This is a genomic window from Parasphingorhabdus pacifica (genome assembly GCF_054779195.1).
The window spans coordinates 74,466-96,343 of record NZ_BAAGYS010000006.1 but is presented as its reverse complement, the minus strand read 5'-3'; the positions used below and the strand labels follow the sequence as shown (position 1 = coordinate 96,343).

At 69.5% G+C, this 21,878-nt stretch carries 17 protein-coding genes; 10 read left to right on the top strand and 7 right to left on the bottom strand.

All coding sequences use genetic code 11. From position 1 onward, the window contains the following. Positions 1-88 precede the first annotated feature (88 nt). A complete protein-coding gene (locus tag ACYVAN_RS06515) occupies positions 89-415 on the top strand; it encodes a PspC domain-containing protein (RefSeq protein WP_460956711.1) in 327 nt (108 codons plus the stop codon). A gap of 45 nt (positions 416-460) precedes the next feature. Here ACYVAN_RS06515 and ACYVAN_RS06510 read toward each other — a convergent pair whose 3' ends face one another. The 5 genes from ACYVAN_RS06510 to ACYVAN_RS06490 form a co-directional block, all read right to left on the bottom strand. Continuing rightward, a complete protein-coding gene (locus ACYVAN_RS06510; RefSeq protein ID WP_460956709.1) occupies positions 461-2,488 on the bottom strand; it encodes a beta-N-acetylhexosaminidase family protein in 2,028 nt (675 codons plus the stop codon). Between the two features lie 233 nt (positions 2,489-2,721). After that, positions 2,722-4,362, bottom strand: coding sequence for a chaperonin GroEL (groL, locus tag ACYVAN_RS06505; RefSeq protein WP_460956707.1), 1,641 nt, complete (start codon positions 4,360-4,362; stop codon positions 2,722-2,724). Between the two features lie 629 nt (positions 4,363-4,991). Next, entirely contained in the window at positions 4,992-6,467 is a 1,476-nt protein-coding gene (locus ACYVAN_RS06500) for a serine/threonine protein kinase (RefSeq protein ID WP_460956705.1), read from the bottom strand. 183 nt (positions 6,468-6,650) lie between these two features. Next, complete coding sequence (locus ACYVAN_RS06495) at positions 6,651-6,854, bottom strand: cold-shock protein (protein WP_460956704.1); 204 nt, start codon at positions 6,852-6,854, stop codon at positions 6,651-6,653. A 366-nt stretch (positions 6,855-7,220) separates the two neighbouring features. Next, positions 7,221-7,904: a TIGR00266 family protein gene (locus ACYVAN_RS06490; protein ID WP_460956703.1), complete on the bottom strand. Its 684-nt coding sequence runs from the start codon at positions 7,902-7,904 to the stop codon at positions 7,221-7,223. Positions 7,905-8,089: 185 nt separating this feature from the next. Between ACYVAN_RS06490 and moeA the strand changes: the two genes are divergently transcribed. The 6 genes from moeA to ACYVAN_RS06460 all read left to right on the top strand — a co-directional run bounded on the left by moeA (position 8,090) and on the right by ACYVAN_RS06460 (position 16,593). Then, positions 8,090-9,313 (top strand): molybdopterin molybdotransferase MoeA, encoded by a 1,224-nt coding sequence (moeA, locus tag ACYVAN_RS06485; protein WP_460956701.1) that lies wholly within the window; start codon positions 8,090-8,092, stop codon positions 9,311-9,313. Positions 9,314-9,458: 145 nt separating this feature from the next. After that, entirely contained in the window at positions 9,459-11,423 is a 1,965-nt protein-coding gene (locus tag ACYVAN_RS06480; RefSeq protein ID WP_460956699.1) for a M48 family metallopeptidase, read from the top strand. A 463-nt stretch (positions 11,424-11,886) separates the two neighbouring features. After that, the gene (locus ACYVAN_RS06475) at positions 11,887-12,729 is read left to right on the top strand and encodes a phosphatidylserine decarboxylase (protein WP_460956697.1); all 843 of its coding nucleotides are present in this window, start codon (positions 11,887-11,889) and stop codon (positions 12,727-12,729) included. After that, the gene (pssA, locus tag ACYVAN_RS06470; RefSeq protein WP_460956695.1) at positions 12,726-13,664 is read left to right on the top strand and encodes a CDP-diacylglycerol--serine O-phosphatidyltransferase; all 939 of its coding nucleotides are present in this window, start codon (positions 12,726-12,728) and stop codon (positions 13,662-13,664) included. Before ACYVAN_RS06475 ends, pssA begins: the two co-directional genes overlap by 4 nt. Positions 13,665-13,715: 51 nt before the next feature. After that, positions 13,716-14,168 carry an NUDIX hydrolase gene (locus ACYVAN_RS06465; protein ID WP_460956693.1) on the top strand — a complete coding sequence of 151 codons (453 nt, stop codon included), beginning with the start codon at positions 13,716-13,718 and terminating at the stop codon, positions 14,166-14,168. A 67-nt stretch (positions 14,169-14,235) separates the two neighbouring features. Beyond that, positions 14,236-16,593, top strand: coding sequence for an AAA family ATPase (locus ACYVAN_RS06460; protein ID WP_460956691.1), 2,358 nt, complete (start codon positions 14,236-14,238; stop codon positions 16,591-16,593). A gap of 73 nt (positions 16,594-16,666) precedes the next feature. Here ACYVAN_RS06460 and ACYVAN_RS06455 read toward each other — a convergent pair whose 3' ends face one another. Beyond that, a complete protein-coding gene (locus tag ACYVAN_RS06455) occupies positions 16,667-17,353 on the bottom strand; it encodes a LytR C-terminal domain-containing protein (RefSeq protein WP_460956689.1) in 687 nt (228 codons plus the stop codon). Beyond that, on the bottom strand, positions 17,353-17,829 hold the full coding sequence (locus ACYVAN_RS06450) for a DUF3263 domain-containing protein (protein ID WP_460956687.1): 477 nt from the start codon (positions 17,827-17,829) through the stop codon (positions 17,353-17,355). Before ACYVAN_RS06450 ends, ACYVAN_RS06455 begins: the two co-directional genes overlap by 1 nt. A 195-nt stretch (positions 17,830-18,024) precedes the next feature. Here ACYVAN_RS06450 and ACYVAN_RS06445 point away from each other — a divergent pair, with 195 nt between their 5' ends. From ACYVAN_RS06445 to thiD, 3 genes are all read left to right on the top strand, one after another. Beyond that, positions 18,025-18,594, top strand: coding sequence for a peptide deformylase (locus ACYVAN_RS06445; protein ID WP_460956685.1), 570 nt, complete (start codon positions 18,025-18,027; stop codon positions 18,592-18,594). 543 nt (positions 18,595-19,137) lie between these two features. Beyond that, entirely contained in the window at positions 19,138-20,817 is a 1,680-nt protein-coding gene (gene thiC / locus ACYVAN_RS06440; RefSeq protein ID WP_460956683.1) for a phosphomethylpyrimidine synthase ThiC, read from the top strand. 58 nt (positions 20,818-20,875) lie between these two features. Then, entirely contained in the window at positions 20,876-21,742 is an 867-nt protein-coding gene (gene thiD / locus ACYVAN_RS06435; protein WP_460956681.1) for a bifunctional hydroxymethylpyrimidine kinase/phosphomethylpyrimidine kinase, read from the top strand. The last annotated feature ends 136 nt before the right edge of the window (positions 21,743-21,878 follow it).

Sequence of the window (21,878 nt, the reverse complement as noted above, 5' to 3'; positions counted from 1 at the left end):
TTCACAGACGCTCTCTCAGGGGAGATGGGGTGGACGGATCAGGGAAGTTCCGGATCCCGGCGGCCCTCGCGGCGAGCAGGCTGGGGTCATGATGGAGAACGCCACGCAGCACACCGACCCCGCCGGCCGCACCGACCGGACCCACGCCACCGACCACGTCAACGAGCACGCGGGCTTCGAAAATGGCACCGACCGGAACACGACCGTCGGTGCGGGAGCGCAAGCCAACATCCGAAAGCTCCGCCGCAGCCATTCCGGCAGGATGCTCGGCGGGGTCTGCAGTGGCGGCGCCGAGTTCCTCGGCGTCGACGCCGCTCTCCTGCGGATCCTGCTCATCGCCGCGACGCTGCTGGGCTTCGGCCTCGGAATAGTGCTCTACATCGCCTGCTGGATCGTCGTCCCGGAAGAGGATTGATCTCCCCGGCAACGACGATCCCGCGCAGAGCTCGCCCGAGCCGGATCACCGCAGTTCGGGCGCCTCCCGGATGAAGACGTCCAGCACACCTTCGGCGACCTTGACCGGTCCCTGCGGGCGGGTCTCGCCGGGAGTGGTGCGCACCCGGCTCGCCCGGTCGGCGAGCCGGTCGGCGGCGGCGAACCGCTCGTCCGCTCGAACCTGGTCGCCCGCTTCACGGGCCTCCAGGGCATCGACCGTCGCCAGCAGCGCATCGCCCCACAGATCCGTGGCCCGCAGCCACGGCCCCGCGTCCGAGGTGAAATCGGCTGCCGCGCCTTCGCGGATGCGCTCCGGTGCGTTCGCGATCGCCTGCGCGTGCTCGCGCAGCCCGGCCAGCGCGGCCGTGCGATCGCCCGCGTCCCACTGCGTCCGGAACTCGTCCAGCTTCGCGGCCAGTCCCGGAGCGGGCCCCTGCCAAGGTTCCTCGCTGGGCAGCGGCGAGTAGTACTCCAGGTCGAAGAACAGCAGCAACGCTTCGACCGTCGCGGGATCGGCCGAGAAGCTCGCCGTCCGCGCGTCGAAACGATCACCGGCGAGGTGCTCGGCGGCCGCCCGCCATGCACGCATCGGGTCGTAGGCCTCGTCGTTCCAGGCGAAGTCGGCGGCGCCGATCTCCACGACCTTGCTCGCCGCGGCCTGGTTCATCGGGTTGACCACGACACCGTCGAGCTGCTCGTGGAGACCCGGTTCCCGCTTGTCGTACGGTCCGAGCAGCAACGCGCCCACCGAACCGTCGAAGTCGTTGACCGGGTAGTTGTCCCACAGGAACAGCTTTCGACCCCAGACCTCCGCTGCCTGCCTGCCGTCGGCGACGGTGATCTGCTCGGGAATCACGCCGTCACCGGTCCACATCACCCGGATGTTCGGGTCGAGTCCGGTCCGCAGGGCCGTCTTGTAGGCGGAGTCGTCCATGTCGGAGTACTCGGTGGGCACCATCTGCAACGGCGCCACGTCGTCGTGAGTGGCGATGAACTCGTGCTGCACCCGGTTGAGCAGGTCGGCCTGCGCCTGCCCGGCCGCTCCCTCGTCGGGCGGACCGTAGACGTCCTGGTCACCCGAGCAGTTCCAGCGGGTGTAGGAAATGTCGTCCAGCGGTACCGAGAAGTCCCGGACACCCGCGTCGTACATCGAGCGCATCTTGGCGATCAGCGCGTCGACATCGGCCGGATCGCTGTAGCAGATCGACGTGCCCGGCGAGAGCGCGAACGTGAACCGCACATGGTGGCTGCCTGCCTGCGCCATGAGTTCGCGGAGCTCGGCGAGTTTCTCCGGCGGGTACGGATCCCGCCACCGCTCCCGGTGGAACGGATCGTCCTTGGGCGCGTAGATGTAGGTGTTCAGCTTGAAGGCGCCGTAGAACGCGAGCTGGTCCATCCGCTCCGCGTGGGTCCACGGACTCCCGTAGAAGCCTTCGATGCTGCCGCGCAACGGCATCAGCGGTTCGTCGACGATGCCCGCACCTGCGATGCGGCCGGGCGAGGTCAGCTGTCGCAGCGTCTGCACCGCGTAGTACGCGCCCGCCGAGTCGTTGGCCCCCAGAACGAGGTCGGAACCGTCCCGTCCAGCCAGCACGTAGCCCTCGGGCTCCAGCGGAGAAGGCGCACCGAATCCGAGGTCCTGCAGCCCCTTCACGACCCCGGGCGCGGTGCGGTGTCCGATGCGTACCCGCAGTGAGGTGTCTTCGTCCGGTGGGCCGGGTTCGCGCACCCGGACCTCTTCGGCCCCTGCCGTCCGCAGCACTCGCGCCGCGAGGTCGCGGGTGGGTTGGTCGACGAGCGGATCGACCACGACCTCGACCTTGCCGCGCACCGGGATGTCGTCACCGAGCCGAACCACCTTGCGGGGCTGCGGCGTCACCTGCGGCACGGGTTCGGCGTCTTCCTGCGTCGGCATGGTCGACGGAGCGGGACCGGGCGGCGGCGGTGGCGGTTCGTTCGCGCAACCGGCAGCCAGGGCCACGCTCAACAGCGCCGCCAGCATGCCGAGGCGTCCCCGCGCACCCTGTCCGGCGAACGACTTTCGAAGCGACATCGCGCCGCGCCTCCTCACTCGACCATTCCCGGTGCCAGGAGATCACATGCGGCAGCCGGTCTTTCGTTGACGTGCTCCGACACACCGCGATGTGCACCATGCGGGGGTCAGTGTGGACGCGGAAAGCGGGAAACGGCACGAAGGGCCGCCCCCGGGATTCCCGGGGACGGCCCTTCGCGAGCGACTCCACCAGTTGGGACCACGCGCGAACGCGCGAGCCCGTCAGGGGGAAATCACATCATGCCCATGCCGCCCATGCCGCCGGTCGGGTCGGCGGCCGCCGCGCCGGCGTCGCCACCCTTCTCCGGCTTGTCGGCGACGACGGCCTCGGTCGTCAAGAAGAGGCCGGCGATCGACGCGGCGTTCTGCAGCGCCGAGCGCGTGACCTTGGCCGGGTCGATGATGCCCGCGGACAGCAGGTCCTCGTACTCGCCGCTCGCGGCGTTGAGGCCGTGTCCGGTGGGCAGGCCGCGGACCTTCTCCGCCACGACGCCGCCTTCGAGGCCGGCGTTGATGGCGATCTGCTTCAGCGGGGCCTCGACGGCCAGCTTCACGCTGTTGGCACCGGTCGCCTCGTCGCCCTCGAGCTTGAGGCCGTCGAACGCGGAAACCGCTGCCTGCAGCAGGGACACGCCACCACCAGCGACGACGCCCTCTTCGACGGCGGCCTTGGCGTTGCGGACCGCGTCCTCGATGCGGTGCTTGCGCTCCTTGAGCTCGACCTCGGTCGCCGCACCGGCCTTGATGACGGCCACGCCGCCGGCCAGCTTGGCCAGCCGCTCCTGCAGCTTCTCGCGGTCGTAGTCGGAGTCCGAGCGCTCGATCTCGGCACGGATCTCGTTGACCCGGCCCGCGATCTGCTCGTCGTCCCCGGCGCCCTCGACGATCGTCGTCTCGTCCTTGGTGACGACGACCTTGCGGGCCTGCCCCAGCAGCGGCAGGTCGGCGGTCTCCAGCTTGAGGCCGACCTCCTCGCTGATGACCTGACCGCCGGTGAGGACGGCCATGTCCTGCAGCATCGCCTTGCGGCGGTCACCGAAGCCGGGAGCCTTGACCGCAACGGACTTGAAGGTGCCGCGGATCTTGTTGACCACCAGGGTCGACAGCGCTTCGCCCTCGACGTCCTCGCAGATGATCAGCAGCGGCTTGTTGGACTGCATGACCTTCTCCAGCAGCGGGAGAAGGTCCTTGATGTTGGAGACCTTGGAGCTGAGCAGCAGGATGTACGGGTCATCCAGGCTTGCCTCCATCCGCTCCGAGTCGGTGACGAAGTAAGGCGAGATGTAGCCCTTGTCGAAGCGCATACCCTCGGTGAGCTCGAGTTCGAGCCCGAAGGTGTTGCTCTCCTCGACGGTGATGACGCCTTCCTTGCCGACCTTGTCCATCGACTCGGCGATCAGCTCACCGATCTGACGGTCACCGGCCGAGATCGCCGCGGTGGAAGCGATCTGGTCCTTGGTCTCGATCTCCTTGGCGTTCTTGAGCAGCTGCTCGGCGATCGCCTCGGTGGCCTTCTCGATGCCCCGCTTGAGGGCGATCGGGCTGGCGCCTGCCGCGACGTTGCGCAGACCCTCGCGGACGAGTGCCTGAGCCAGCACGGTGGCGGTGGTGGTTCCGTCACCCGCGACGTCGTCGGTCTTCTTCGCAACTTCCTTGACGAGCTCGGCGCCGATCTTTTCCCAGGCGTCCTCGAGCTCGATTTCCTTGGCGATGGATACGCCGTCGTTGGTGATGGTCGGCGCGCCCCACTTTTTTTCGAGCACGACGTTGCGGCCCTTCGGCCCGAGCGTCACCTTGACGGCGTCGGCGAGGGTGTTCATGCCACGCTCAAGACCGCGGCGGGCTTCCTCGTCGAACGCGATCATTTTGGCCATTGCGGTGTGGTCCTCCACCTATCCGGACGCCGTGGGATTCGGTTCCACACCCACGGCAGGACTCGTGCTCGGCCAGGCTCGGTGCCCGCGACGGACGACCGGCCCGACGCACCGTCGTGTGGTGCGCCGAGAACGGCCTCACCGTCCCGACCTGGCACTCAACGTCGCTGAGTGCCAGTTCCGTGTTTAGCACTCCCGGGAGCCGAGTGCAAGCCAACGCGTCCCGATTCCCACCGGTGAAGGTCCATCCGGGCCGGAAAAGCGCCTGCTCGGCGATGCCACGAACGACGCGCGCCGCGAAACCGGGCGCCGAGAGCACCCGCGCGAACCCGGCCCCAACCAGCGCCAAGACCCAGCCGACATGGTGATGCCGGACGTGGTGATGCCGGACGTGGTGATGCCGGATGTGGTGTCCCGGAGTGTCCGGGGCGCCGATACCCGACGTTCGCACCCCAGCTTAGCGACCCGACGGCCGAACGGCCCGCGAACAGGCAGACCCGATGGCAGGAATCCGCGGCAGCCGGCGACGACCGAACCCCGCCGAGGCCGTGGCGGGCCCGGCGGGCTACTCCGGCCCCGCGAACGCCCCCGGCCGGCCCGTGAGGGCGACCGACGGCTCCCGGCGGGGACTACCGGCCACCGACCGTGGGGACTTCGCTGGGCAACTCGTTCTCGTTGTACGAGGACGTGCTTTCGGTGGTGGCGCCGGAAGTACCAGAAGCGCCGGTAGCGCCGGTAGCGCCGGAGGCCGCGGAGAACATCAGGATGAACATGATCACGATCGCGGTCACCGCGGCCACGACCAGCAACGGCACCACCCAGCGCGCCGCACCACCGGACTGCTGCCGGAACGACGAAGACTGCGCGGGCATCGGCGGGCGCAACCGCACCGGATCGCCACCGTGCTGCGGCAGCGGCTGCTGCGGATGTCCTTGCGGCGGTTGACCCCGCGACGGAAAGCCCTGCTGCGGTGGGCCCGGTTGCGGTGGGCCCGGTTGCGGTGGGCCCTGGTGCGGAAAACCCTGCGGAGGCGACGCTTGCGGAGGCTGCGGCGCCGGAAACCCCGACCCCGGTGACGGCTGCTGTCCGTGCGGGCCCGGCGGCACCTGACCGGGTTGCACTTGACCGGGCTGGAGTTGACCGGGCTGGGGTTGACCGAGCTGCCCATGACCCGGTTGGGACACCTGCTGCTGGAACTGCCCGGAACTCGGGTACGGCTGCGCGGGCAACGACCCGGAGGGCGGGCCGGCCGGGGTCTCCCCGCTCTGCCCGGTTGCCGGCGCGAGGGCGGTTCTTGCGGCGGCGACCAGTTCCTTGCAGTCGTCGTAGCGCTGATCGGCGCTCTTCGCCATCCCGCACCGCAGCACGTCGTCGATGGCCGGTGGCAGCACGGTCAGCGAAGTCACCGCGGGCGGCGCGCCAGACAGGTGTCCCTGGATCACCTCATGCACCGGCCCCTGGAAGGGCGGACGCCCGGTGAGGCAGGCGAACAGCATGCAGGCGAGCGCGTACAGGTCGGTGCGCCCGTCGACCGGCTCGCCACGCAGGTGCTCCGGAGCGGCGTAGGTGGGCGACCCGAGGAAGTCCCCGCTGGTGGTGCGGTGTCCGGTGGCCCCGCGGCGAGTGAGGCCGAAATCAGCGAGGTACACGTGCTCATGAACGGACTCGCGACTGGTGACCAGCACGTTCGCGGGCTTGAGGTCGAGATGCACCAGCCCTCGTTCGTGCAGCAGATCGAGCGCCTCGGCGATCTGACCAAGCAGGTCCAGTGCCCGCTGCGGCGATATCGGGCCGTCCTTGACGAGGCTCGCCAAGTCGGATCCGTCCACCAGCCGCATCGCGATGTAGAGCATCCCGTCGACTTCACCGAAGTCGTAGAGCGGGACGATGTTGGCGTGGTCGATCGCCGAGGTGTTGCGGGCTTCGTCGACGAAGCGTTCGCGGAACTCGGCGTCACCGGTGATGTGCTCACCCATGACCTTGAGAGCGACCTTGCGCCCCAGCCGGACGTCGGTGGCGCGGTACATCACGCTCATCCCGCCGCGGCCGAGCACTCCCTCGATCTTGTAATGACCGAGACGGCGCCCGGTGAGGTCTTCCGACACGCAGCGCAGCCTAACGTTTCGCCGTTTCGTTCGTACGCAGGTTCGACCACACCGTAACCGACCGTTGATCTTGCCGGGCGGATCGGCTTCCACCGGAGCCACTCCGCGGAAGCACCCCCGGTGTCGCGGCCCACTTCCTCGGCCCGATTCGGTGCTGCCGAATCGGGCCGAGAAAAGCGGGAATCAGACCTTGCGGACGCCGTCAGCCTGGCTGCGACCGTCGCGACCCGCCTTGACCTCGAATTCGACCTGGTCACCTTCGGAGAGGGTCCGGAAACCGGACATATTGATCGCGGAGTAATGCACGAAAACATCGGATCCACCCTCGGTGGCGATGAAGCCGTAGCCCTTCTCCGAATTGAACCACTTGACCGTGCCAACAGCCACGGCGTCCTCCTCATGGAAATGTGGTGCGCGGCGCCTTGAGCGCCAATGGAGCAAGCGTCACGCTACCGCAGACCACTGGAGTTCGTCCCGCCTTCGGCTTTGCGACTTTTCCGCGAAATACTGGGCCGAACGGGTGTTGCCGATCAGTACGGACAGTATTCGAACCGAGAATCGAGACGCGCGACCCGAGGAACGAAAAGTCCGAGCGACCACTCGAACTCGCGAGGCAATTCACCGGCGATCCGGTTCGCGGCGAAAAAAACAATCACCTCGATGGAGCAATCGGTTCACGATTCCCCGTTCCGGCGTCGCGAATCGACCCGCAACAGCGCCGGACCACGACAATGCAACACCGGAGAATCCGCGTCAGGAACGGGAAGCGGATCCATTCGCCTGCAACCACGAAACCAGTCCGCGCGGGGGCCTGGTCTGGACGAGCACCGTCCCCGGCCCCGCGAAGTCGAACACCAGCCCCTCGCCGGTGCGCAACGACTGGGCGGCTCCCTGGCTGAGCTGCCGCAGCCGCGATTGCACGGTGTCCGCGTACGCCACCACGTGACCGGTGTCGACGGTGACGAACTCACCGGGCTGCAGCGTCATGGTGTCCAGCGCTCCGTAACAGGACAGGACCACCGGCCCCTGCCCGGTCACGTGGGTCAGGAATCCGCCCTCACCGCCGAAGAGGCTCTTGAATCCAGCCCACTGCCCGTCCAGCCGCACCGTGCTCGCCGACGCGAGCCAGGCCCCTTTGGCCACGCACCACCCGGTTTGGTCTTCGAGTTCGAGGACGTTGAGATCACCGGGCAGGCCCGGTGCGACGTCGACCCAGCCGCCCTGTTGCGGGGCGGTGTAGGTGGCCACGTGCGTCGACTCCCCGCCGAACGCGGCCCGTGCGAGAGATTTCAGCAGTCCGCTCTGCGCCTGCGCGGCCACCGCCACCCCGTAGCTGGTGGCCAGCATCGCGCCGGCCTCGACCTGCGCGGGCTCGCCCGGAGCGAGCATCAGCCGGGCCACCCCGTAGGACGGCGTGTGGCGGGTACGCACCTGCATGAATCTTCTCCTCGCAACTCCGGTCGGCCCACCACGCCGGGACCGTCCACAGCCGACCGCGACAACGGGCGACGGGTCTCGGCAGCCCGGCCCGCACCGGGGACGAAGTCTGCCACGCACGCCCGCGCAACGAGTTCCTCACGCCCGTAGCGACAGACCACCACCTCATGAACGATGATCGTGGGGTGCCGAACGGAACTGGAACCGGCCCCACTCCGGTACCCGAACACCAAGCGAAGGTCGCCGAACTACTCTCGGCCACCTCGGTCGAATCCCGACCGCTCGACGATTGCCTCGGGCTTGCGCTCGCCGACGACCTCGGATCGCCGCTACCGCTGCCGCCGTTCGACAACTCGGCGATGGACGGATACGCGATCCGCTCGGTGGATCTCGTGGAGGCGAACGAGCGGGAGCCGGTGGTCCTCCCGGTCGCCGCCGACGTCCCCGCGGGCCGGGTGGACAGTCCACCGCTGCTGCCGGGGACGGCCCATCGGATCATGACCGGCGCCCAGATGCCGCAGGGCGCGGACGCGGTCGTTCCGGTCGAACGGACGGACGGCGGCACCACGGAGGTGTCGGTGCACGCCGGAGTGCAGCCAGGGGCGCACGTCCGACGGGCCGGGGAGGACGTCGCCGCCGACGAGACCGTGCTGACCCGTGGCACGTCGCTGGGCGCGCCGCAGCTGGGGCTCGCCGCGGCCGTCGGCGCCGCTCGGCTGCAGGTGCACCGGCCGGTCCGGGTCCTCGTGCTGTCCACCGGCTCGGAACTGGTCGAGCCGGGACAACCGCTGCAGCCCGGGCAGATCTACGAGTCGAACGGGCTGATGCTGGCTTCCGCGGTGCGCGACGCGGGCGGTGAGGCGCGGCTGCTCCGCTTCGTGGCGGACGACGTCGCGGCGTTCCACTCGGCGCTGGAACCGCATCTGGACGACACGGACCTGATCATCACCTCCGGCGGGGTCAGCGCGGGCGCGTACGAGGTGGTCAAGGACGCGCTGGCCGGCAACGGGGTCACCTTCACGAAGGTCGCGATGCAACCCGGTATGCCGCAGGGAGCGGGTCGCTACCGAAACGCCGTCCCGGTCGTGACGCTGCCGGGCAACCCGGTCAGCGCGATGGTCTCGTTCGAGGTGTTCGTCCGCCCGGCGCTCCGGGGAGCTGCCGGGCACCTGCGCCGTCAACGGACCGTCCGCGAGGCGGTCGTCGACGAGTCGCTGTCCGCACCCGCGGGCAAGCGCCAATTCCGCCGCGCCCGGTTCGACCCGATCACCGGAAAGGTGACACCACACGGCGGCACCGGTTCGCACCTCCTCGCCGCGCTGGCAGGCGCCAACTGCCTGCTGGAGATCCCGGAGGACACCACGCGAGTGGATGCCGGATCCACTGTGGAGGTATGGCTGCTGGATTGACGGTTCGAGCAAATCAACGAAGACTGCCGCACCACGGAACGGGGCACCGACGCGACGCGTGCTCCCCACACCAGGCAATCGGTAGCCCCGCTCCGTCGGTCCCGTCGTTGGACGGCAGCCGACCTTCAACCTGGAGTTCTTCACATTGCGTGGCCCCTGGCGCGCCGCCCTGGCGCTGGCGCTGCACATCGGCTTCTTCGCCGTACCCATCGCCCTGGTGCTCGGCCTGCTCGCGGTCGGCGCCTACACGATCCGCTACGACCTGGGAAGCGGACTGCGTGCCCTGCTCGCCGCCGGGTTGGTGGCGGGCGTGCTCGGAATCGGCATGCGGGCGGTGCTCGGCACGCCCGTCCCCTCTCGCGGTGTCCCACTCGGCAAATCCGAGCAGCCACAACTGTGGAAGATGGTCGAGGCGATCTCGAGTGCCGCCGGTTCGCGCGCTCCGGACGAGATCCGCATCGTTTCGGAGCCGCGGGCGGGCGTGCACGAGGACACCGCCCTCCTCGGTTTTCGAACCCGTGCCCGCTCCGTGGAGCTCGGTCTGCCGCTGCTCGCGGGGATGACCGTGAGCGAGCTGCGGGCGGTCGTCGCCCGGGAATCGGCGAGAACGGGCGGCCCGGACAAGCAGACCGCCACCGCGCGGCGGATCTCCGTCGCGGTGGAACGCGCCGCCGGACAGCTCACCGGCGGCCCGACGAAGTGGCTCTTCCTCCACTACGCGCGGCTCTACCAGGCGGTTGCCGAGCCGTTGGCCGCCGACCTGGATCGGAAGGCGGATGCCGTGTCGGTCGACCTGGCGGGCAAGCGGGCCGCGGTGACCGCGGTCCGCAAGTCGGTGGCGATCGAGCTCGGTTGGCAGGACTACCGCGACGAGTACCTGAGCATGGCCGTCGACGCCGAGCACACGCCGGACGTGCTGCTGGGGTTCCGCTCGTTCATGGATCAGCCGGAGCGCAAGCGGCGATTGGCCGACCGTGCGAAGCAGGCGATCGCCGATGAGTCCGACGACGGTCAGGTCACCACGCGCGAGCGGATCGCGGGCATGAAGCGCATGAGCGACAGCGAGCGGGAGCAGGACGAGCGTCCCGGATTCGCGCTGCTGCGCAATCCGCGCAAAGCGGTCCCCGAGCTGGAGGACCGACTGCTGGCCGACGGGCTCGGCCCGCGCATGCCGTGGCCGGAACTGGCGAAGGTGGCCGGCCAGGTGCGCGCGGAGCGCCAAGCCGGCCGGTTGGCAACCGCCGTGGAGCGGAGCGGATTGGAATCGTCCCCGGCGATCGGCTCGGTCCTGGGCGTCATACACCGGGAGCAGGGCAAGGATCTGGTCAACCCGGTGCTCGACCCGGGCTTGGAGCACGATCGGGTCGCCGATGCGGCGATCGACACGCTGACGGAACTGCTCGGCGGCGCGGTCGTCGACGCCCTCATCTGTGCGGGGCGGGCTCAGCACGTGCTGGACTGGGACGGACCACCGGCGGTCCGGCTGGCCAGCGGACAGCCGCTCGATCCGGACCGGCTCGTTCGGCCTGCGGTGGCGGATCCGCGACACGTTCCCGGACTGCATCGCGCACTGGTCGATCTGGGTGCGCCGCTGCAGCACGCCCGTCCACCGGCGCCGGAGGAAGCACCGAAGCTGTCCGGGATCGTGGGGCCGGTGCAGTGCGCCTCGGGCAAGTTCGAGCTGCTGGTCACCGACCGGGGGCTGTTGCTGGTTCCGAGCCGGTCGACCGCAGGCAAGCGGCTGCTGGCGGGGGTGTCGGCTCGGGTGCGCCGGTCGGAGCTCGAGCAGCTCGCGCGGCTGGAGACCGCCGACATCGACGAGCTCCGGGAGCGCTCGGACTCGCAGTGGCTGGACAACATCGACGTCGCCGAGGCGCGGTTGGTGCAGGGCGCGGCCTCGTGGTCGTTGATGTTCGACTTCTACCTGGACGACCAGTCGGTGTCGACGGTGGACCCGGCGAGCGTGACTCGGGACGGCGACGACCTCGCGCGGCTGGAGGTGAGCAGCATGCCGGACTGCGAGGAGCGCGGCATGCCTTACCAGGGTCTCGGCGAGCTGATGGGTGCCCGGATGCGGATCGACGATCAGCGCGTCCCCACGGAGGAATGATCTCACCCTGACCAAAATGACTACGGTCCGTTACTAAACTGAATACTGATGTCCTCCAATAGCGGCTACGGACATCGTGTGATGTCTATTACACTGGTAAGTGCGTAACAACCCGTCGATCAGATACGTCTCGAATGACGTCTGCTCGTTCGCTCCACCCTGAAGGGCGATCGGGCGGCCGATACGGGACCGTGTGCCGTCGGGGGGTGCACGGGCCCCATTCGGGGAGGCCGTCGGCACCGTCGGGGAGGTAGCCGGCGACCGTGGTGTCGGGACGGCACCGGCGCTTCGGGGGTGCCAGTGCCGTCCCGACTCCTGCTCAACGCGCACGCGCGCGGCTTTCGCCCGATTCGCCCCGCGAGGTCGCTTTGCGGTGCACCTTGCCCGCCCCGATCGGCAGCCCGGACGCCTCGGAGCCATCGCATCGCGTTTCCGCTGGCACGCACGCCGATGAAGATCCACAATGCCCCCTGCCGTCGGCGGCCGAGACGCGTCGGCGATGCTGTGCGATGACGGCCGGACAACGGCCGCCATGGCGACGGCGCTCGGCGCCGACCGCATCATGACTGCCGACCAGGGGCCTAGTACCGCGATGACAACCGAGCAGCAACCGAGCGGCAACCCGCTGACCCACTTGATCGAACTCGCGAGGGACACCGTCCCGCCGATGCACCCGGCTGGCCGACCGTTCGTGCTCGGCGCCGCCGTCGCCACCCTGCTGCTGCGCCGCCGCTGGCGCGCGGCGGGTGTTCTCGGTGCGGTCGCCACCGCATGGTGCGCCTGGTTCTTCCGCGAGCCCCGACGGACCACGCCCACGCGCAGCGGCATCGCGGTGGCGCCCGCCGACGGGACCGTTTCGCGCGTCGAACCAGCCGCGCCACCTGTCGAGCTGGGGCTGGGCGAGCGGACGATGACCCGCATCAGCGTCTTCCTCACCGTCTTCGACGTCCACGTTCAACGGATTCCACTCGACGGCGAGATCACCCAGGTCGCCTACCGGCCGGGTGCGTTCCTGTCCGCCGATCTGGACAAGGCGAGCGAGGACAACGAGCGCAACTCGATGGTCATCCGGGGTGGCGGCCACGAGGTGGCGGTGGTGCAGATCGCCGGGCTGGTGGCTCGGCGCATCGTGTGCTCGGTGAACGAGGGCGACCAGGTCGTGGCGGGCCACACCTACGGGTTGATCCGGTTCGGCTCCAGAGTCGATCTCTACGTTCCCGCCGGAAGCCGCGTCCTGGTCGAGCCGGGTCAGCGAACCATCGGCGGTGAGACAACGGTCGCCGAGCTGGCCGGTGCAGGCTCATGAGTGTTTCCCGAACCACCCCAGCCGTCCGGCTGCTGCCCAACGCCATCACCGTGCTGGCGATGTGCGCGGGCCTGTCGGCCATTCAGTTCGCGCTGAACGCACAGCTCGAGGGCGCGATCGCGTCGATCGCCGTGGCAGCCGTCCTCGACGGCCTCGACGGCCGGATCGCCCGGATGCTGGACGCGACCAGCAAGATGGGCGCCGAGCTGGACTCGCTGGCCGACGCCATGTCGTTCGGAGTCGCTCCGGCGCTGACCCTCTACGTGTGGACCCTGCAGGACAACCGGGTCGGCTGGGTGGTGTCCCTGCTGTTCGCCGTGTGCATGGTGCTGCGCCTGGCTCGGTTCAACACCCTGCTGGAGGACGCCGAGCAACCGGCGTTCGCCAAGGAGTTCTTCATCGGGGTGCCCGCCCCCGCAGCGGGCCTGCTGACGCTCCTCCCGCTGATCACGACCGCGCGGTTCGGCGACACGGGCTGGTGGGCGCAGCAGCCGGTGGTCATCGGGTGGATGGTGGCGATCGCGGCGCTGGCCGTCAGCCGGGTACCCACGCTCTCGCTGAAGACGATCAAGGTCGCGCCGAAGCTGGTCGCTCCGTTGTTGGTGCTGGTCGCACTGCTGGCCGCCGGAGTCATCGTGTTCCCGCTGGTATCGCTCGCCATCGGCATGATCATCTACGTTGCGCACGTGCCCTACGCCGTCTTCCGGTACTCGTGGTTGGCCAACCACCCGGAAGCGTGGGAAGCCGCACCGCGCGAACGGCGGGCGATCCGCCGCCGGACCCAGCGCCGCCTGGGGCTGCGCCCACCGCTGCGTCGCAGCGTCGCCGGTGGTCGGCTCCGGGTGCGGAAACTCGGCCGCAACGTCACACCGGCCGAGCCGAGGCGCAGCTGGCGCAGGCTGGGTCTGCGGCGCAACCGGTCGGGCCGTCCGTGACCACCCGGTCCACGGCGGCTCGGGCTCCGCACCGGTAGGGAGGGAACCACCGTGACCGACCGCCACCTCGTGGACGTGCACGTCCTGCTGATCCGCGATCGGCGAGTGCTGCTCAGCGAACGTCGCGGCGACGAGTTCGACGGCATGTGGCACCTGCCCGCCGGCAAGGTCGACGCCGGCGAGGACCTGGTGTCGGCAGCGGTGCGGGAAGCCGCCGAGGAGACCGGTGTTTCGATCGATCCCGGCGACCTCGCCCACGTGCACGTCGTCCACGCCATTGGTTCCGGCCTCGAACCCAGGATCGGCCACTTCTTCACCGCGACCCGCTGGCGCGGCGACCCCATCAACCGGGAACCGGCCAAGTGCCACCGACTCGAATGGTTCGACCTGGACCGCCTGCCCAGCCGCATCATCGACTACCCGGCGGCCGGCCTGCACGCCTACCGGAACGGCGACGCCGGGCTGTCGTTGCTGGGCTGGCAGGCACCCGCGCCCCCGAACTGACGCGGGCGACGCTCGCGGGCGACCGCACCGCGTGCCCGCGGAACCCGTGGTGTCCTAGGCTGCGCGGGTGCCGTCCATCGCGCTGACCGCCCGCATGTCCACTTCGGCTACCGACACCCGACGGGGTGTCGTCCGGCTGCATCCCGAAGTGTTCGACGCACTCGGCCTGCGACCGTGGGACGCCGTTCGGCTCACCGGCAGCCGCGTCACCGTCGCGCTCGCGGCCGTGGCCGAGCACAAGCAGCCAACCGGGCTCGCGTTCGTCGACGACATCGTGCTGACCAACCTCGGACTCGTGGAGGGCGCCGAGATCGGGGTCAGCCCGGTCGAAGTCACTCCGGCTCGGCGCGTGACCGTCGCGGGCTCGCGGATGGCGACCGCCACCGTGACGCCCGGAACGGTTCGGCTGGCGTTGACCGGAAAGGTCTTCCACACCGGTGACACGGTGTCGCTGCTCCCGCAGGACCTCGCCCCCACGCCCGCCTCGGACGCGGGTGAGGTGCGGCGGAAGATGTCCGGAGCGATCGGCCGCACCTGGACCAACGAGCTCCTCACGATCACGGGTACCGACCCGGACGGTGCCGTGGCGGTCCGGCCGTCCACCGTCGTCGAATGGCGGGACGAGCCCCCGGAGCTTCTCGCCTCGCCTGGCTCGTACGGTTCACCCGGCACACCCTCCGGCCCGGTCGCCCCCGCAAGTCCGACCGCTCCCGGCACCCGGCCACCCGAACCCGCTGGGCAAAACGGCACCACCGAAGCACCCACCGGTTCCCCCGCCGAAGCACCGCTTCCACTCGCCGACCTGATCGGCTCCCGCCGGAGCGCCGACCGGCTCACCGAATGGCTTCGCCTGTCGTTCGACCACCCCGAGCTGCTCGAACGCCTGGGCACGCACTCCCGGCTCGGGGTCGTGGTCAGTGGCCCGGACGGCGCGGGCAAGGCCACCGTCGTCCGGGCGGTGACCCACCACGTCGGCGCCGCCCTCGTCGAAGTCGCCGCCCCCAGCATCGCCGCCCTCGAACCCCGCACCGCCTCCCAGCGATTCCGGGAACCGCTCGACCGGGCGATCGGCATCGCCGCCGGTGGCGGCAGAGCGGTAGTGCTCCTCACCGATGTGGAAGCGCTGCTCCCGGCCACGGACGCGCCGCCGCTCGCGACCGTGGTGCTCGACGCGCTCGACGAGGCGCTCGATACCCGCGGGCTGGCCGTGATCGTCACCAGCGCACAACCGGAATCGGTCGACCCGCGGCTGCGCGAGCCCGGGCTAGCCGACCGCGAACTCACGATCGGTGCGCCCGACACCGGCGACCGGACCGGGCTGTTGCGCGTGCTGCTGCGGGACACCCCGCTGGAAACCGGCATCGACCTGGGTGAGGTCGCGGAGCGCACTCCCGGATTCGTCGCCGCGGACCTCGTCGCGCTGTGCCGGGAGTCGAGCGTGCGCGCCGCGCTGCGGCACCAGAGCGCGAACGCCGATCCGGCCTCCGGAGCTCCCCCGTTGGAGAGCGGCGGCTCGACCGCGGACACCGCAGGGGAACCCAGGATCACCCAGCAGGACCTGACCGAAGCGCTCTCCTCGGTTCGCCCGATTTCCATGTCCACTTCGGACAAACTGCGTACCGGCGGCCTGACGCTGGACGACGTGGGCGACATGACCGAGGTCAAGCAAGCCCTCACCGAGGCGGTGCTGTGGCCGTTGCAGTACCCCGACTCGTTCACCCGCCTCGGCGTCGACCCGGTACGCGGCGTGCTGCTGTACGGGCCGCCGGGTTGCGGCAAGACCTTCCTGGTACGGGCGCTCGCGGGCAGCGGACGACTCAACGTGCTCTCGGTCAAGGGCGGCGAGCTGATGGACAAGTTCGTCGGCGAGTCCGAACGCGCCGTGCGGGAGTTGTTCCTCCGCGCCTCGAACGCCGCGCCCACGCTGGTGTTCCTCGACGAGGTCGACGCGCTCGCGCCCCGACGAGGGCAGTCCTCCGACTCCGGCGTCGGCGACCGGGTGGTGGCCGCGCTGCTGACCGAACTCGACGGGGTCGAACCGATGCGGGATGTCGTGATCCTCGGCGCCACCAACCGCCCCGATCTCGTCGATCCCGCACTGCTTCGACCGGGCAGGCTGGAGCGCGTCGTCTACGTGCCGCCACCCGACGCCGAAGCCCGCTTCGAGATCCTTAGCTCGGCAGCCGCCAACACTCCCCTGGAGTCCGATGTGGACCTCCGGGCGCTGGCCGAGTCGCTGGAGGACTATTCCGCCGCCGACTGCGCCGCCCTCCTCCGAGAGGCCGCGCTCACGGCGATGCGCGAATCGCTGTCGGCGGCCGAGGTGTCGGCCAGGCACCTGGACGCCGCACGCGAAGCGATCCACCCGTCGCTGGACCCCGAGCAGCTGGCCGCCCTCGAGTCGTACGCGAGCAGCCGCCCCTGACCGCGCCGCACGGGTGAGGGCCGGCCGGGGTGGTGGGCTGCGGTTGCCCACACCACCAGCGGCGGCCGGTCCGTCACTTCGAAGCGGGAGCACCCTGGTAGTCGTTGGTGACGATCACGATCAGACCGGCGCTCGCGTCCTCGATCCCACCGAAGCGCGGCTCGACCCTCGCCCGGAAATGCTTACCGATCTCGCGCGCAGTGGCTTCCTCCCGCGTGTCCGGACGGAAGTAGACCGTCGTGGTGTAGATCCGCCCGTCCGAGTAGTTGCCGATCTCCGGCACCTCGTAACCGGCCCCGCGGAAGTCGTCGGCCGCACGATGGGCCAGTCCCTTGATCGTGCTGTTGTTGTAGACGCGCACGACCGGCTTGCTGATGCCGTCGGGCTTGTCCGGGCTGTTCTGCGGCGAGGCGTGCGGCCTGCCCGGAGCAGGTGGCTGCGGCGCGGACCCCGGCCGCTCGCCCGCCTGCCCGTCGGACGGCGGCTCCGCGGGATCCGGCGAACCCGCCGGTTCGGAAGGCTTCTCGGACTCGTTCTGCCCGGGCGACTGCTCCTGCGGCGGTTGCTGCGGTTGTTCCGTCACGACCGACGAGGACGGCGAGTTCCCCACGTCGCCGGGTGGCGGCGCGGCACTGTCCTGCCCGCCTCCCGTGAACAGCGTGGCCACGCCGAAGACGGCGGCGAGCGCACCGACGCCGATCAGCGCGTAGCCACCGAGCTTGGTCGCGGACGAACCGGTGGGTGTCTCCCCAGAAGTCATCAGTGCAACTCGATTCCCAGTCGGCGAGCGGCCCGGGCGCGCTGCCGGCTCGCCCGCACCTTGCGCAGACGTTTGATCAGCATCGGGTCGGCCCGATACGCCTCGGGTTTGTCCACAATGGCGTTGAGTACCTGGTAGTACCGGGACACCGACATGCCGAAGAGCTCCCGGACCGTGTTCTCCTTGGAACCCGAGCGCTTCCACCACTGCCGCTCGAAAGCGAGGATGCCGCGCTCCCGGTCGGTGAGGGCGCCGTCATCGGGCACCGCATCGTGTTCCGGCTGCCGCGGCTCCGTGATGCGCGGGATCGGCTGGGTGATCGGATCGACGAGGCTGACGTGTGGACGGTGACCCACCTCGTTCTCGGACGTGCCCGGCGCCGAACCCGACCGATGCTCGGGTCGGTCCGCGAGGTTCGCCATCCGCTCGCACTCGCGGGCGATCTCCTGCGCGGTCAGCATCTGGGCGGCGTCCATCTCGCTCCTCGCCTCGCGATACGGGTGTCCCGCGTTCCGCACTCATCACAGTCCTGGCATTGCCGGACACCATTACACCATGCGCCGATCAACACGGGGAGGCGATCACACCGCGCGTCGCAGCCACTCGGGCACGGCCCGTGACCGTCCGACGCGACGCGCCGGAAATCGACACCGAGCGATAAGGTCCGGCCCATGGCCGTACACCCGATCCGCATCGTCGGCGACCCCGTGCTGCACAACCCGACCCGCCCGGTTCGGGAGTTCGACGAGGAGTTGCGCAGACTCGTCGAGGACATGTTCGAGACCAACACCGCCGCCAACGGCGCCGGGCTGGCGGCCAACCAGATCGGCTTCGACCTGCGGGTGTTCGTCTACGACTGCGATGACGACGATGGGGTGCGGCACCGCGGCGTCGTGGTCAACCCCGTGCTGGAAACATCCTCCGTTCCGCAGACCATGCCCGACCCCGATGACGACTGGGAAGGCTGCCTCTCCGTTCCCGGCGAAGCGTTCCCCACCGGCAGGGCGCACTGGGCCAAGGTGACCGGGTCCGACGCGGACGGAAAGCCGGTGGAGGTGGAGGGCACCGGCTTCTTCGCCCGCTGCCTGCAGCACGAGACCGACCACCTGGACGGATTCCTCTACCTGAACCGCTTGCTCGGGCGAAACGCCCGCGCGGCGAAGAAGACCGTCAAGCGCAACGGTTGGGGCGTGCCCGGGCTTTCCTGGGACCCCACCGAATTCGGCGACCCCTTCGCGTAGTCGTTTTGGCTCGTCCCGGTTTCGCAGCGGTCCAGTAGCGGAACCCGGATCGAGCTGCGTCCTCCAGTTCCAGGTCGAAGGGCTTCGGCTACCCACACGGGCTCGCCGAACGGCGCGCGCGTGGTCTCGCGGAAGCCATCGGCCGGGTCCGAATGCAGCGCCACCTCCGGGCCGCCCTCGGCGAACCGGTCGATCAGCAGGTAGAGCGGCACTCCCGCGTGCGCAGCTTGGTCTTGCGGTCCGTGTCGGCATTGCCCTTCGACGTGATCTCCACGACCAGCAGCGCCTTCTCCGCCGGCAGCTTAGCGCGAAAGCACGCACCGCCTCAGCCATCGAGCTGGCCCGCCGCCCGTCCACTTGATCGCGGTCTTGCGTCGCGGCGCCGAACCACTAGGGTGTGCGGCGGGCCGTTCGCGGCCCACCACCAACACATCCGCGGGAGCTCGCACCGGAAGCGAGCTGAGAGGGCGGCTGGACGATCGGGTCCGGGGCCGCCGACCGCAGAACCTGACCGGATAATGCCGGCGTAGGGAGTGAACGGCCATGGCCGACGTGCGTCCAGTACTGCCCGGAGACAGCCAGAACGGCACCACCGAGAACGACGCCGAAGTCTCCGGCAACGTGACCACCGGTTCCATCAGCGGTTCCCGAAAAGTCCACCACACCACCGAATCCGGCCTGCGCGTGCCCGCCCGCCGGATCGACCTGTCCAACGGCGAGCACCTCGACGTCTACGACACCTCCGGTCCGTACACCGACGACGACGCGACCATCGATGTCCACACCGGACTCGACCGCACCCGTTCGCACTGGCACGACGGGCGGGAGAACCGCACCCAGCTCGGCTGGGCCAAAGCCGGCGTCGTGACCAGAGAGATGGAGTTCATCGCCGCGCGCGAGGACATGACCCCGGAGTTCGTCCGTGACGAGGTCGCGTCGGGACGAGCGGTGATCCCGGTCAACCGGTACCACCCGGAGAGCGAGCCGATGATCATCGGCAAGAACTTCCTGGTCAAGGTCAACGCCAACATCGGCAACTCGGCGGTCACCTCCTCGGTCGCCGAAGAGGTCGAGAAGATGGTCTGGGCGACCCGCTGGGGTGCCGACACGGTCATGGACCTGTCCACCGGCAAGCGGATCCACCAGACGCGGGAGCGGATCCTGCGCAACTCGCCGGTGCCCATCGGCACCGTCCCGATCTACCAGGCACTGGAGAAGGTCGACGGCGATCCCGCGAAGCTGACCTGGGAGATGTACCGGGACACGGTTATCGAACAGTGCGAGCAGGGCGTCGACTACATGACGGTGCATGCGGGCGTGCTGCTGCGCTACGTCCCGTTGACCGCGCAGCGCGTCACCGGGATCGTCTCCCGCGGCGGCTCGATCATGGCGGCCTGGTGCCTCGCGCACCACCAGGAGAGCTTCCTCTACACCCACTTCTCCGAGCTGTGCGAGATCCTGCGGGACTACGACGTCACCTTCTCCCTCGGTGACGGCCTGCGTCCCGGTTCGATCGCGGACGCCAACGACCGGGCCCAGTTCGCCGAACTGGAAACCCTCGGCGAACTCACGCACATCGCCCGCGAACACGACGTGCAGGTGATGATCGAGGGGCCCGGCCACGTGCCCATGCACAAGATCGCCGAGAACGTGCGGCTCGAAGAGGAGCTGTGCGGCGAGGCACCGTTCTACACGCTCGGCCCGTTGACCACTGACATCGCGCCCGCGTACGACCACATCACCTCCGGCATCGGAGCGGCGGTGATCGCCCAGGCCGGTACCGCGATGCTCTGCTACGTGACTCCCAAGGAGCACCTCGGGCTGCCGAACCGGGACGACGTCAAGACCGGCGTGATCACCTACAAGATCGCCGCCCACGCCGGTGATCTCGCGAAGGGGCATCCGCGGGCGCAGGAGTGGGACGACGCCTTGTCGAAGGCGCGGTTCGAGTTCCGCTGGACGGACCAGTTCCACCTTGCGCTGGATCCGGACACGGCCAAGGCGTACCACGACGAGACCCTGCCCGCCGAGCCAGCGAAGAGCGCGCACTTCTGCTCGATGTGCGGACCGAAGTTCTGCTCGATGAAGATCACCCAGGACGTGCGCAAGTACGCCGAAGAGCACGGGCTGACCAGCGTCGAAGCCATCGACGCCGGGATGCGGGAGAAGTCCGAGGAGTTCACCGGATCCGGGGGGCGGGTCTACCTCCCCGTGGCCGAGTGACGCGTGCCCCGGCGGCGTGAGCGGAGATCACCACCGGCACGCCGTAACATGAACCCCGATGTATGAGTCTCCCGCCGGGCAGCCGGTCCAGCCCGCCGACGACACCGCTCCGCCCCGGGTCCTGACCATCGCCGGTTCGGACTCGGGCGGTAGCGCGGGCATGCACGCGGACCTCCGCGCGTTCTTCTCCTGCGGCGTCCACGGTATGACGGCCGTGACCGCGGTGACCGTGCAGAACACGGTCGGTGTCACCGGCCTGGTGGAGATCCCGGCGGAGACCGTCGCCGCTCAGGTCGACGCCGTGGCCGGTGACATCGGCGTCGACGCGGTCAAGACGGGTGTGCTGGCCTCGGCGGCGACCATCGACGCCGTGGTCGACGTCTGCGACGTCCACGGGATCGGCCGCCGCGGTCGCACACCGTTCGTGGTGGATCCGGTCGCGGCCTCGCGCAGCGGCGAGCCGCTGCTGCACCCGGAGGCGCTGGACGCCCTGCGCAACCGGATGTTCCCCCGTGCCACGTTGGTCACGCCGAACCTGGACGAGGTCCGGTTGCTGACCGGTGTGGACGCGCGCACCCGCGCGGACCTGCTGGACGCGGCCAAGGCCGTGCACGACTTCGGTCCGGAGTGGGTGCTGATCAAGAGCGGCCACCTGCCCGACGATCCGGAATGCGTCGACCTCCTCTTCGACGGCGAGACCGCCGAGCAGCTGCCCGGCCCCCGCTACTCCACCGTGCACACCCACGGGGCAGGCGACGTGTTCGCTTCGGCGATCACCTCGGCACTGGCCAAGGGCATGCCGATGCCGGAGGCCGTCCGGTACGGCAAACGGTTCGTGACCCGCAGCGTGGAGCACGCCTACCCGCTCGGAGCCGGCATCGGCCCGGTCTCGACGTTCTGGCGGATCGACCAGCAACCGTTCTGACCGGTTCCGGCCGCCACCTCGTACTCGCGGTTGCCGCATCCCACCTGAGCGAGTGATTTCGGTCCCCGGTCGTAACTCGAATGGCGTGTCTCGTCGACATACCCAGTGAGACGCGCGTACTCCTTCTGCGCTGCTT

Excerpts from the sequence above, each read along its gene's own strand:
- ACYVAN_RS06510 (WP_460956709.1), bottom strand. The coding sequence starts at position 2,488 with ATGTCGCTTCGAAAGTCGTTCGCCGGACAGGGTGCGCGGGGACGCCTC.
- thiD (WP_460956681.1), top strand. The coding sequence starts at position 20,876 with ATGTATGAGTCTCCCGCCGGGCAGCCGGTCCAGCCCGCCGACGACACC.
- pssA (WP_460956695.1), top strand. The coding sequence starts at position 12,726 with ATGAGTGTTTCCCGAACCACCCCAGCCGTCCGGCTGCTGCCCAACGCC.
- ACYVAN_RS06455 (WP_460956689.1), bottom strand. The coding sequence starts at position 17,353 with ATGACTTCTGGGGAGACACCCACCGGTTCGTCCGCGACCAAGCTCGGT.
- groL (WP_460956707.1), bottom strand. The coding sequence starts at position 4,362 with ATGGCCAAAATGATCGCGTTCGACGAGGAAGCCCGCCGCGGTCTTGAG.
- ACYVAN_RS06450 (WP_460956687.1), bottom strand. The coding sequence starts at position 17,829 with ATGGACGCCGCCCAGATGCTGACCGCGCAGGAGATCGCCCGCGAGTGC.
- ACYVAN_RS06490 (WP_460956703.1), bottom strand. The coding sequence starts at position 7,904 with ATGCAGGTGCGTACCCGCCACACGCCGTCCTACGGGGTGGCCCGGCTG.
- thiC (WP_460956683.1), top strand. The coding sequence starts at position 19,138 with ATGGCCGACGTGCGTCCAGTACTGCCCGGAGACAGCCAGAACGGCACC.
- ACYVAN_RS06445 (WP_460956685.1), top strand. The coding sequence starts at position 18,025 with ATGGCCGTACACCCGATCCGCATCGTCGGCGACCCCGTGCTGCACAAC.
- ACYVAN_RS06475 (WP_460956697.1), top strand. The coding sequence starts at position 11,887 with ATGCCCCCTGCCGTCGGCGGCCGAGACGCGTCGGCGATGCTGTGCGAT.
- ACYVAN_RS06515 (WP_460956711.1), top strand. The coding sequence starts at position 89 with ATGATGGAGAACGCCACGCAGCACACCGACCCCGCCGGCCGCACCGAC.